At 33.1% G+C, this 12,124-nt stretch carries 11 protein-coding genes, 2 pseudogenes and 1 riboswitch; of the genes and pseudogenes, 7 read left to right on the forward strand and 6 right to left on the reverse strand.

Going from position 1 to position 12,124, the window contains the following annotated elements:
* Positions 1–865: 865 nt before the first annotated feature.
* The 4 genes and pseudogenes from ACPYKA_RS13400 to ACPYKA_RS13415 all read left to right on the forward strand — a co-directional run bounded on the left by ACPYKA_RS13400 (position 866) and on the right by ACPYKA_RS13415 (position 4,183).
* Positions 866–1,486 carry a hypothetical protein gene (locus ACPYKA_RS13400; protein ID WP_479542760.1) on the forward strand — a complete coding sequence of 207 codons (621 nt, stop codon included), beginning with the start codon at positions 866–868 and terminating at the stop codon, positions 1,484–1,486.
* Positions 1,487–1,884: 398 nt separating this feature from the next.
* Positions 1,885–2,067, forward strand: coding sequence for a PspC domain-containing protein (locus tag ACPYKA_RS13405; RefSeq protein WP_479542761.1), 183 nt, complete (start codon positions 1,885–1,887; stop codon positions 2,065–2,067).
* A 355-nt stretch (positions 2,068–2,422) separates the two neighbouring features.
* Positions 2,423–3,385, forward strand: a pseudogene (locus tag ACPYKA_RS13410) (heavy metal translocating P-type ATPase); the annotation flags it as partial.
* A gap of 273 nt (positions 3,386–3,658) precedes the next feature.
* On the forward strand, positions 3,659–4,183 hold the full coding sequence (locus tag ACPYKA_RS13415; protein ID WP_479542762.1) for a CueP family metal-binding protein: 525 nt from the start codon (positions 3,659–3,661) through the stop codon (positions 4,181–4,183).
* A gap of 168 nt (positions 4,184–4,351) precedes the next feature.
* Here ACPYKA_RS13415 and ACPYKA_RS13420 read toward each other — a convergent pair.
* Positions 4,352–4,468: pseudogene (locus tag ACPYKA_RS13420) on the reverse strand (transposase); the annotation flags it as partial.
* A gap of 110 nt (positions 4,469–4,578) precedes the next feature.
* On the opposite strand from ACPYKA_RS13420, the gene ACPYKA_RS13425 reads away from it, so the two are divergent.
* Complete coding sequence (locus ACPYKA_RS13425; RefSeq protein ID WP_479542770.1) at positions 4,579–4,758, forward strand: sporulation YhaL family protein; 180 nt, start codon at positions 4,579–4,581, stop codon at positions 4,756–4,758.
* A 39-nt stretch (positions 4,759–4,797) separates the two neighbouring features.
* Here the strand turns inward: ACPYKA_RS13425 and ACPYKA_RS13430 are convergent, their stop codons facing one another.
* From ACPYKA_RS13430 to ACPYKA_RS13440, 3 genes are all read right to left on the reverse strand, one after another.
* Positions 4,798–5,682, reverse strand: coding sequence for a peptidylprolyl isomerase (locus ACPYKA_RS13430; protein WP_479542763.1), 885 nt, complete (start codon positions 5,680–5,682; stop codon positions 4,798–4,800).
* Positions 5,683–5,891: 209 nt separating this feature from the next.
* Entirely contained in the window at positions 5,892–6,263 is a 372-nt protein-coding gene (locus ACPYKA_RS13435; RefSeq protein ID WP_479542764.1) for a YtxH domain-containing protein, read from the reverse strand.
* A gap of 20 nt (positions 6,264–6,283) precedes the next feature.
* Positions 6,284–6,712, reverse strand: a complete 429-nt coding sequence (locus ACPYKA_RS13440; protein WP_479542765.1) for an HIT family protein — start codon at positions 6,710–6,712, stop codon at positions 6,284–6,286.
* A 466-nt stretch (positions 6,713–7,178) separates the two neighbouring features.
* Between ACPYKA_RS13440 and ACPYKA_RS13445 the strand changes: the two genes are divergently transcribed.
* Entirely contained in the window at positions 7,179–7,922 is a 744-nt protein-coding gene (locus tag ACPYKA_RS13445) for an ABC transporter ATP-binding protein (RefSeq protein WP_479542766.1), read from the forward strand.
* On the forward strand, positions 7,915–9,126 hold the full coding sequence (locus ACPYKA_RS13450) for an ABC transporter permease (protein ID WP_479542767.1): 1,212 nt from the start codon (positions 7,915–7,917) through the stop codon (positions 9,124–9,126). The genes ACPYKA_RS13445 and ACPYKA_RS13450 overlap by 8 nt, the downstream gene beginning before the upstream one ends.
* A gap of 210 nt (positions 9,127–9,336) precedes the next feature.
* On the opposite strand, the gene ACPYKA_RS13455 is transcribed toward ACPYKA_RS13450, so the two are convergent.
* The gene (locus ACPYKA_RS13455) at positions 9,337–10,512 is read right to left on the reverse strand and encodes a M20 family metallopeptidase (protein ID WP_479542768.1); all 1,176 of its coding nucleotides are present in this window, start codon (positions 10,510–10,512) and stop codon (positions 9,337–9,339) included.
* A gap of 141 nt (positions 10,513–10,653) precedes the next feature.
* Positions 10,654–11,676, reverse strand: a complete 1,023-nt coding sequence (locus ACPYKA_RS13460) for an HD-GYP domain-containing protein (RefSeq protein WP_479542769.1) — start codon at positions 11,674–11,676, stop codon at positions 10,654–10,656.
* Positions 11,677–11,953: 277 nt separating this feature from the next.
* Positions 11,954–12,124, forward strand: a riboswitch (Lysine riboswitch). This riboswitch is flagged as partial in the annotation.

The following is a 12,124-nucleotide window of genomic DNA, read 5'->3' on the forward strand; positions in this document are numbered from 1 at the left end:
CAGTTTCTCTTAAATTTAGTACCCAGATTTGTAAATTGTTCCCAAAAGAGCGCTGAATTAGTTTTCGGCAAATTTACTTTCGTAATTTGGGATTATAGTTTAGCAGTTACATTTTCTGTCAAACTTCGATTCCTTTTATTAATTATATAATTAATAGGGTATAACAATCTATAACTTTCCTGCTCATATACTTGTACTGGCTTGTAATTTAACTCATGAAAAATTAAACGAGCGACATGAAAATTCGATATATTATTGTCATTCACATAAACATCTATATTCATCCTTAAGTCACCTTCTTATCCTAAATTGGTTGAGGCTCACCAATAGGTGAAGCCTCATAATCATAAATTACTTAATCTTGCCACCATACATCACTGAGAACTTAACTTTTTTAGTATTAGGATTTGATTTAATTAACTTCATTGTTTTTACCTCCTTTATTTACCATTAAATACATTTTATACCTTTTTCAAAAATATTTCAAGTATATTTCATAACTATTTTTTAAACTCATAATTTTTTGAATCATTAGAGCGTTTAATTACACCAAATATAAGTATTCTAGATTTCTGCAACTTTTTTAGAAATAAGAGATTTTTTGTTATCCTCCATTATTTCAGACCTATAGATAGACTTCTTAAATTAATTGTCAAACTCCTCTTTTTTTTTACAAAACAAAAAACACACTTATAAATACGAATTATTTTCTTTTTAAGCCCAAACTTTTGTAGATTGACAAATATTGTATTCATAATTCTGTAGAATATTTTTATTCCCTCGAAATAGATTAATAACACAGTATTTCCAATTTTAGGGGACTATGGTATGCTTTGGGCAATAAATAATAGGGAGGAATGTTAGAATGAATATTTACAAAAGAATACTATTACTAGGATTAATTTTTGTATTAACCTTCACCATGACTCCTACAAAATTATTTGCTTCCGAGAAATCTGAAACAGATTCTAAACATGCATTAGCTTTTCAAACATCATTGGAAAATAAAGAATTAGAAAAATTAAGTAACAAAGATGGACTAGTTAGGTTAGATGAAAATAACCCGTTAACTATTACATTTGAAGATGGCAGTAAAATCGTATATGAATTGGATATCACGGAATCCCCAATTTCAACAATTAACAATGTGACTCCCATGAGTACTAAAACTTATACTGTCACTAAATATTATTATGTCGGAATTTCAAGTTTAACTGTAAAATTACACACTGATGTCACACATAAGGGAAGAGATGTTACTATAAATAGGGCTTATGACAGTAGATCAGCAACATTTGGAAAATGGTCTAATACTGGGACTTCAATTATAAGGAAAAATGGTTCTGGTGGTACTTATGCCATATCAGAGGCCTATGGTAATTACACGTATACCATATTAAATGTGGGTGATATTTACACAGGGGCATCTCGTATTCAATCCCATATAGACCCAGGTGGTGTCGCTTATTTGAAAGTACTTAAATAAATACTCTGTTTGTTTATAAATGGTTAAAACGGCTATGTACATTTTTTTCGTAGCCGTTTTTTCCTTTATACAGAAATGACTGTGTTTTTTATGGCTATCCGTGGCTAAAACTAGTTCCTTTTTAAAACAGATATTTATTTTTTATTTTATGTTTAATTATTTTATAATAAAAATATACGTTGTTTTCTTCCAAACAGGCTCGATAATTTTAGCGTGAAATATTTCTAACCAAACTGACGTGGTTTATTAGGAAGGTTTGTAGCAGGATGTGGAGTTTTACGAACTATGCAATGTGGGGCGGTGATAACTTCAAAAGTTTTCCTCATTATAACAGCAATACTAGAATCGGATTAATAGCGCCACGAAGTTTTTAATTGCAACATACGGGAGGAATTGGAATGCAAAGTAAACTTAGAAAATCGTCGTCGGATAAAATTATATCTGGAGTTTGTGGGGGTATTGCTGAATATTTCGGTATTCCCTCTTTAGGGGTTAGATTTATCTTTTTGATTTTACCTGCAAGTATTCTAATTTATATAATACTTGCATATACAATGTCCGATGGTTCACCTTCATTGTAATAAAAGTTTAGCTACAGATAAGGTTCTAAAGCAATTAACAAAAATATTTTAAACTATGTCATAAAAGTTTTATTCCAAACAGAATGATATTTGCATTAATAGATTGATTGTACAATATAGAATATGTATCGTTTGAGGCATTGAACTTTAAGGTAGGACTTTAGCCAACATAACACCCTGTACCATTTACCTTCTCCCCAAAGGGGGGTCCCAGCGAAGTTGTCACGAAAAGCAAATTATAAAAAATACCACAATTAAAGGTACTTACAATAGGAATTTTATCTGCTGTATACGGGGTAGCGTCAGGAAAATGCTGATTTGCAACGCTAAGCCCATTTCCTTGACGCTACCCCTGGCTAATTTTGAAAACGCACGTAATCTAAATGCGGTAGTTTTCGATAAAACGGGTACACTTACAGAAGGTAAATTCGGGATAACAGATATCATACCAAGTGAAGGATTTAGTGAAGAAGATGTTCTCGTTTGGGGAGCAAGCTTGGAACAAAATTCTGAACACCCAATTGCTGCCGGTATTGTAAAATCAGCACTTGACCGTGGGATTAAGCTTAAGCCTATTACGGAATTCAATTCAATAACGGGTAAAGGGATTGAAGGAATAATAGAGGGAAAAAAAGTAAATGCGGTAAGTCCTGGTTTTGTTAATAGTCAAAATATGGATTATAATAAACGAAAATTCAATGAACTGTCTGAAGTAGGTAAGACGGTAATATTTGTATTACTAGATGATGAACTAATTGGGATGATTGCACTTGCGGATATTATTCGTGAGTCTGCCAAAGAAGCAATTTCCGAATTGAAGGAAAATGGTGTCCATTCCATCATGCTTACTGGAGATAATGAAAAGGTAGCTCATTGGGTGGCAAAACAATTAGATATAGATGAAGTTTATGCAGAAGTTTTACCAGATGATAAAGCAAATCAGGTAAAGGAAATTCAGTCAAAAGGTTGGAAGGTTGCAATGACTGGAGATGGAGTAAACGATGCTCCAGCACTTGCAACAGCTGACTTAGGAATCGCAATAGGAGCAGGAACAGATGTAGCTATGGAGACAGCCGATGTAGTACTAGTTAAAAGTAACCCAAAAGATGTTGTCGATCTAATGGAACTATCTAAAAAAACATATCGAAAAATGGTGCAAAATTTATGGTGGGCAACAGGATACAACATTTTTGCTATTCCATTAGCAGCAGGAATTTTAGCGCCGATTGGTATAGTTTTAAGCCCAGCAGTCGGAGCAGTTTTAATGAGCTTAAGTACGATAATTGTTGCAATTAATGCGAAATTATTAAAAGCGTAAAAATTAATCATTTATAATGATATATTCTCCCTAAAATGAAAAAGAGATTTATGATCTAAATGGACAAGCCGTACCGCTTCAAAGGTATCTTCGGACAAGTAAAAAATACAGTTAAAATTGCAAAGATAGATTAATGGTACCAACTAGTCAACAGAAGTAAATTTGATTTAAATATGTGAAAATGAAAATATGGTGTCTAATATAGGGATAATGCATGCGAAAGGAATGGAAATGGTATAATGAATTGGAGAAAAAACAACGGAGTGAGTCTAATTGAAATTTAAATTAAGTATGTTTATGTTATTGGCCGCTGTTTTATTAGTAGTTGCTTGTAGCAATGAAAGTATACCCGAACAAGGTTCTACCGAAGACGTCAAGGAATTGGTTCATGAATATAGTGTAGGGGATATAAAAGATGAAACTGCCTCTATCACATCAGAAAAATTAATTGTTACAAATAGTGATGAAAAAGAAACTACCTATTTATTGCCTGAGGATGAATTTTTTGTTTCCATCGCACCTTTCATCAATGAAACCCATCCTTGTACTAACCACAGTTTAACAGGTTGTCAAGGTGAAATGGTAGAGGAAGAATTTGATGTGTATATTGAAGACAAGGAAGGCAATGTAGTGTTGGAAGATACATTGAGAACAGAGGAAAACGGGTTTTTCGATCTATGGCTGCCACGAGATAAAACATATCATATAACAATTAATCATAATGGAAAAAAAGTGGAGTCAGAGTTTTCTACTTTTAAACAAGACGGCACTTGTATAACAACAATGCAGTTAACATAAAACAAAAGCACCTAAATGAGGTGCTTTTTATGTTAAAGGGTATAACTTCAATACTAAAATTGAATTCACTTACTTTGAAAGTATTTTAATTGAACAACGAAAGGCGAGGTGCAGTCCTCTTCAAATTGCGAGGCAATTAGTAGGGGTTAGCCTTTACGGTCTTGAGTTTCAATGTATTTTTATAATATCTAAAGGAGATCCACCAGTTGTTACTATCAGATAACTACTGCTCCAAAAATAGGGTTTCCAATAATATTTTTTGTGATGAGTCTTGGAATTCCTTTCTGAATATCTAGTACTTCAGTTTTAAAACTATTAAGTAAGAGTAATTAAACAAATTGAAGCTACATATAAATAAACTAGTGAGAATATTGGACAAGGAGGGAATAATATTGATATTTGATATTCCTTGGTGGGTTTTTTTGATGGTTTTATTTATATGTTTTAGCGGGTATATGGCGCTTCGGGCAATGCGTGCGGAGAGAAAATTAGAACAGCAATTTATAGAGCGGGAAGGGCAAATTTATATGGAGAGATTGGAGAAGGAAAGGGCTAGGAGACAACAGTCAAATTAAGAAAACAGACGATACAGTTGATCGTCTGTTTTACTATCTTTACCCCATAACTTGGCTCTCTTCAAAAATATTTTTAAACTCATCTAGCTTGATATCAATGTCTGTTTCGTCAAGAATTTTGTTCATTTTTTCCATTGCTTCTTGTGGATCAATTTTACGTTCAACTAGTTTACGACGAATTTCAGATTCATTTTCTTCTAATGTTCCAACATCTTCTTCGACTTCTTTTTTATCTGTAACTTCGATAATATGGAAACCATAGTCAGATTGAACTGGTTCACTTATGTCGCCAACTTCCATTGAAAATGCTTTATCTTCAAATTCCGGAACCATTGAGCCAACTGTGAAAAATCCTAGTTCGCCACCTTGGACAGCACTCCCCTCATCTGTGGAGTATTCTTTCGCTAATTTTGCAAAATCTTCACCTTTGTCCAACTTTTTCTCAACTTCTTTTGCGGTATCTTCATCTTCAACTAAAATATGGCGTGCTTCTATTTCCGTTTTCATTCTATCATAGTAAGTTTTAATTTCCTCATCTGTTACTTCGATACCTTCTGTGACAGCAGCTTCTTGTAACAGACTATTCTTAATATCCTTTTTTAAGTCTTCCTCTGTAATTCCTTGCATTTCTAGTACTTCTTCATACTCTTCTCCGACTTGTTCTTTAATCGTATTTAATTCTTCTTCAATCTGTTTGTCGGTTACCTCATATTTGTCTTCTAATACGGTAAGTGTGATTAATTCTTTTAACACTTCTGCGCCATTTCGTGCTTTTAACTCTTCATAAAATTCTTCTTTAGTTACATCCCCAGCATCCGTTTTTGCGACGATATCGGGATCCCCGTTTGAACCAGTATTTGAACCACAAGCTGTAAGTCCTAAAATTCCTATTGACAAAGAGGTTGCTAAAATTACTTTTTTCATCGTTACACTCCTTATTGCTACTTCCTAAATACAATTATATGAATTAGCGTATTTTTTTAGATAAAATTACTCTTTTTACAGAATACCACATCTATTGAAATAGATAAATGTTTTTAGTATAAAATTAGTATATTTTATACTATAACGAGCGCTAGTAAAAGGAGTGTCATAAAAAAAGAAGGTCAATATTTATCAACCTTCTTTCATCATTACGCTTCACTCTTTTTTTCGTTTATTTTTTCTTCTAAGTCCTTGATACTAGCTTCAATTTGTTCTAAGTATTCATGAATATTTTCTTGATGTGGCTCGATTGCACTCTTCCATTCCTCAACAGATGTTTTCATCTCTTGCGTAAGATCGTTAATGAGTGCTACGCCTTCCTTCGATGTTTTTGCTATTTGATCTTTGAGACGTAAACCATCTTGAATGATATCATCGACAATTTTTTTCCATTCTATACTTTGTTGTTTTACGCGGTAACGAAGTTCTCTTCCTGAAGAAGGTGTTGTTAATAAAGTTGTTGCAGCGCTAATTGTTCCACCTACAATAAAACCAATAAGGATTGATTTACCTTTTGACATTTTTATGCTCCTTTCTCTAGTTAATTGATTGAACTGCTTATTTTTTCAGCGATTTCTTTTAGTTCTTCCATTGAAAATTCATCATTTCGTGTTATCCATTTTGCATCAAATCCATCCTCATCGCTGTATCGAGGAATTATGTGAATATGCAAATGAAACACAGATTGTCCTGCCATGATTTCATTATTGTTTAATAAATTCATTCCTACAGGGTTATATGTTTCTTTAATTGCTTGGGCGATTTTTGGGACTCGAGCAAACAATTCACCCGCTACGTCAGCAGGAGTTTCATAAATATCTCTCGTATGTACTTTTGGAATTACAAGTGTATGTCCGGTTGTTACTTGACTAATATCCATAAAGGCATAAACATGATCATCTTCGTACACTTTTGCGGATGGTATTTCACCTTCAACAATTTTACAAAAAAGGCAATCGTCATGTTTCATAAGTTAACAACTCCTCAGTATATAGTAATTGTAAGTACAGTTTATCATAAAGACTCGGACAAGTATATGAAGGTTATGTTAAATCTGTATTATAAGCTTTCTATTTATTATCTTCGTGTAAGAAAAATGTATAACGTCATAAAAATGGAATGTTTATGTTGGAAATAAAATAAACAGACTGCACTAAACATCCATTTAGCACAGTCTGCTTTAAGAAGAAGCCGAGTTAGCGACCATTGACTTCGGGGACATTTTTCGGCATCAATGATGCGTTTAAGTGATTTTTATCTCACTAAAACAGATGGTCAGCACTATAACGATAAAGGATATAGTGGCTTTCTCAGGTTCTTCATTCTTTATTGTAATCATTTCTTTAAATATTATACATCATGTTAAAATATACTATATACTAATGGTTAATGACTGCTTTAATTTTAAATAATTTACACAGTTTGAGGAGGATTTGATGCAACCGTTATTGCAAATAGATAATCTAATTGGTGGATATTCGAATAAGAATGTTTTGCATAAAATTTCTTTTAACGTTAACAAAGAAGAAATCGTTGGGTTAATCGGACTGAATGGAGCCGGTAAAAGTACAACTATTAAGCATATTATCGGCTTAATGCAAGAAAAAAGTGGAACGATTCAAATCAATGGACAAACTTTTAAGCAGGATCCAACAGCATACCGAAAACAAATCGCTTATATTCCAGAGCAACCAATTCTTTATGATGAGTTGACATTATATGAGCATTTACGTTTAACGGCAATGGCCTATGATATAGAAGAATCTATATTTAAAGAAAGATTGCCAGCACTTCTTAAAGCATTTCGGATGGAGCGACATTTACATTGGTTTCCTGTTCATTTTTCAAAAGGAATGCGCCAAAAAGTAATGATTATGTGTGCATTTTTGATTGAACCAGCTTTATATATTGTGGATGAGCCGTTTGTAGGTCTTGATCCTTTAGGAATAAAATCGTATTTGGAATGGATGGACGAAATGAAAAGTAAAGGGGCAGGCGTGTTAATGTCGACACATATTTTAGCGACTGCAGAGCGATATTGTGATCGATTTGTAATTTTACATGAAGGGGAAATTCGCGCCGTGGGAGCACTTCATGAATTGCAAAAGGAGTTTCAAATGCCCGATGCATCACTAGACGATATATATGTTCAATTGACGAAGGAAGAAAGCAATGTTTAATCCAAATGACTTATTTAAACAACGGTTAAGTGAGCATATTAAACTTCTGAATCGATATTTACGCTATATTTTTAATGGGCATTTCATGATTGCCCTCCTATTTATAATCATTACGCTCGCAGTTTATTATCAACGCTGGTTGGAAAATATTAATGAAAATTTTCCTGCTGCATTTGTGATCGCGCTAGTGCTTGGTTTTGTCGTGAGTTACAATCCAATCCAAATGTTTTTAAAAGAGCCCGATAAAGTGTTTTTGATTGTAAAAGAAGAACAAATGCAACCATACTTTCGTTTAACACTTGTCTATAATTATGTTGTTCAGCTCTATTTAGTCTTGATCGCAATGGCTGCTGTCATGCCACTTTATGGACAAGTGTATCCAAGTAGAGGAAAACAAGATTATCTATTGATCTTTGTAATTATTCTAGTCGTGAAAGCTTGGAATTTGATTTCTAATTGGTATATGTTAAAAATTCGCAATGTAAAGATAAGGATTTTTGATAAACTAATTAGAACATTGTTAAGTATTGGGTTATTTTACTTTTTCATAGTAGGGCAGTTTGTCGTTATAATTACTGTGTTCTTTTTTGCAATAATCGTCAACAATATTATTTTAGCGAGGAGACAATCTGGACTTGCTTGGGATCTATTAATTGAAAATGATCAAAATCGTCTCGCATTATTTTATCGCTTTGTAAGCATGTTTGCAGATGCACCGCAAATAACGAAACGACTAAAGAAAAGAAGGTTTCTTGCTTCTTTAATCAATAAAAATATCTCGTTTCAACATGAAGCGACGTTTGATTATTTGTATCGACTTACGTTTATACGGAGTGGCGACTATCTAAGTATGTATATTCGTTTAATAGTGCTTGGGGGCGTAATTATCTTTTTTGTACCCAATAGTTGGTTAAAAATAATTTTTGCTTTATTATTCATTTATATGGCGAATTTTCAGATGATTACACTCTATTATCATTACCGAACAAGTATCTGGCTAGATTTATATCCTGTTGATCAAACGATAAGAAAAAAGGCTTTTTTAAAATTTCTCACTCAATTAACCCTCATTCAAACTATTATTTTTGCTGCATTATTTTTAGTCTGGTTTGATTTTGTCAGTCTTGCATTGACCTTTGCGGCAGGAATATTGTTTAATTATTTATTTAATAATGGCTATGTAAAAAGAAAAATTGAAAGTTAAAAAGGGATTGAGACATAGTTATAATGAGCGAAAAGCCGAGTAATTTATAAATCGCATCATATGAATTCCCCTTGAGATATGGAGATGATTCATATGTAGATTCTTATGTCACAGTCTCCCAGATACTAGGCTATAATGTTTATGAAAAAGCCAATCAAAAAATCCGAACTATTATAGTTATAGTCCGGATTTTTTTGATTGATAATTATTTTATCTATGTTTTTCCTGATAAGTAAAATAGGCACCGATAAGCATTTTTGCTGCAATCGGCATTGCTTTTTCATCAAAATCAAACTTAGGATGGTGATGCGGATACGTTTGTCCTTCTATTTTGGCGCCAGTAAAGAAAAAAGCACCTGGTTTAACGTTTAAATAATGCGCGAAATCTTCTCCACCCATTTGTGGGGCAACTTCGATTGCATTTTTTATTTCCGGAATTTGTTTAGTTGTTTCAAAAACAATTTCTGTTTCTTCTTCATGGTTGATGACAGGTGGATATCCTTCAGAATATTTAAGTTCATATTCTGCATTGTTTGCAATACATATACCTTTTACAACGCGTTCCATTTCTTCTTTTACAATGCTCTGAATTTCTGAATCGAGATAGCGGACAGTTCCAACTAAAGTGGCTTTATCTGCGATTATATTAAATGTATTTCCGGCATCAAAACGTCCAACCGTAATAACGGCTGTTTTTAATGGATCAATTCTTCTACTAACGATATTTTGAAGTTGAGAAACTACTTCAGAACCAATAACAACAGCATCTTTTGTTTGGTGTGGATAGGCACCATGACCACCTTGGCCTAAAATAGTAATTTCAAAACGATCCGTTCCAGCCATGAAAACGCCTGGTTTCGTTTCTATATTTCCCAATGTAGAAGTTGCCCATAAATGATTTCCAAATACAGCATCGACATCATCTAGTTTGCCGGAACCGACAATAGAAATAGCACCGCCCGGAGTTTCTTCTTCTGCGTGTTGATGCAAGAAAACAATCGTTCCTTCAAGTTTGTCTTGAAATTCTTTCATCACTTTTGCAAGAACAAGTAATGTAGCTGTATGACCATCATGACCACATGCATGCATCGCTCCAGGGTTTTTTGATTTATAAGGAACATCTTTTTCATCTTGGATGGCTAATGCATCGAAATCTGCTCGTAATGCGACAGTTTTACCAGGTTTAGCTCCTTTTAAAGTAGCAATAACACCGTTACCGCCTATGTTTTTCTCATATGGTATCTCTAATTTTTCATAGAAGTCCGCAATGTATTGCGCAGTTTTAAACTCTTGAAAAGATACTTCAGGGTATTGGTGTAAATAACGTCTTATTTCGACCATTTCAGAATACATATTATCAATGGATTGATGGATTTTTGAAAGCATTAAAAAAAGCCCCCTTTTTTAGTGGAAAATAGTACACCACTAGTATAGCATTTTTTCTAATTAAAACGATATTCACAAAACTTTTATAATTTAACATGAAATCTTCAATAGCTAACCTTCCTAATTGGATAGGGTATATTATCATTGATTAATTTGTTTAATGTGAATGGAAGATGTTTTACTAAGATCAATATAATTTTCACCAACTTGAATAAGGGGATGAACGGGGTTATTTCTAGGAATTAAAAGTATTCTGCCTTTACTTCCGTCTGTTAATACAACTGTGTTACCGATTAAACTAGTCATGATATTTTCAATAAACAATCTTGTTATTAATGGATCTAGGGCACCGAATCTATCTTTATCAAGTTGTATTAATACTTCGTAAAATGGAGATTCATTTCGATAAACTCTTCTAGAGGTCATTGCATGGAATACATCGGCAACAGCAACAATACGACTGAATATATCAATTTTGTTCTTTGTGATACCAAACGGATACCCGCTACCATCCATTCTTTCATGGTGTTGCAGGGCTACAAGCGCTTGACGGTGATTCGTTCCAACAGAATTTTTAATAATTTCATAACCGAAAATAGTATGATTTTTCATAATGGCATATTCCTGCTCGGTTAATTTTCCGGGTTTATTTAAAATTTCTTGCGGGATATATATTTTCCCAATATCATGTAGTAATGCTGCAGTTGATAATTGCAAGAGCTCTTTATGATTAAGTCCCATCCATTTACCAATTAAACTTGCGATCGCACTCACAGCAATATTATGTCTAAATGTATAATCATCTTTTGTTTGAAGTGACGATAGTAAATTGGTGACATGTGTTTCATCAGCGATTTTATGAATAATTGGTACGACGTTTACCCGTAAATCTTCTAAAGGAACTTTTCCCGTCTCACGTATTTCATCAAAAATCTCTCTCACTTCCAAAACAGTTTCATCAATCATTTTATCATGTGGATGTTGTTTTAATTCAGTAGATTGAATTGAAACAACATCCGTAGGCCTAAGTTTAATACCATGTTGAATCAATTTTTTAATATTTTCATATGTAAGTATTGTAAAAATAGGTAATAATAATACCCCTTTATGACTATAAATATCCTTCTTAGTAATTTTTCCAATTAAACTTTCTGGATGTTTCATAATGTATAGCCCTTCTTTCATTATGAAAATAGTTATTTTTATCCATATTATCCTATTTAATTAAAAAAAGGAATTAAACTTTATTATTTTATAGAATTAAGTTAGATATATATACCTATTTTCGGTCGTGTTACGAATGGGTAATGGGAGTAAGTGCTCATTTTAAGTGAGAAGGTAACAGAACATAACATTTTCAGTTCACCTCTTGCATCCTACAACTTAATTTGTTATATTACAGGTAATTAAATATTATTTTTCTAAATTCACTAACTTTTTAAGTGAGTATGGAGGCGCAAAGACCATCAGTAAATAATCGGAGGAGAATGAGCTCTGTTGAGGGTTATTGAAAGGGGAATTTGCCGAAGTTTTAAGAAACTCATTATCTTAAAGCTGGGTCTGTATCGAATAGGTGCAGGACTGTCATATAGGAAACTATATGGAGGGCTAT

The sequence above is a fragment of the Pseudogracilibacillus amylolyticus (SeqCode) genome (assembly GCF_051918545.1).
Classification (GTDB): domain Bacteria; phylum Bacillota; class Bacilli; order Bacillales; family Amphibacillaceae; genus Pseudogracilibacillus.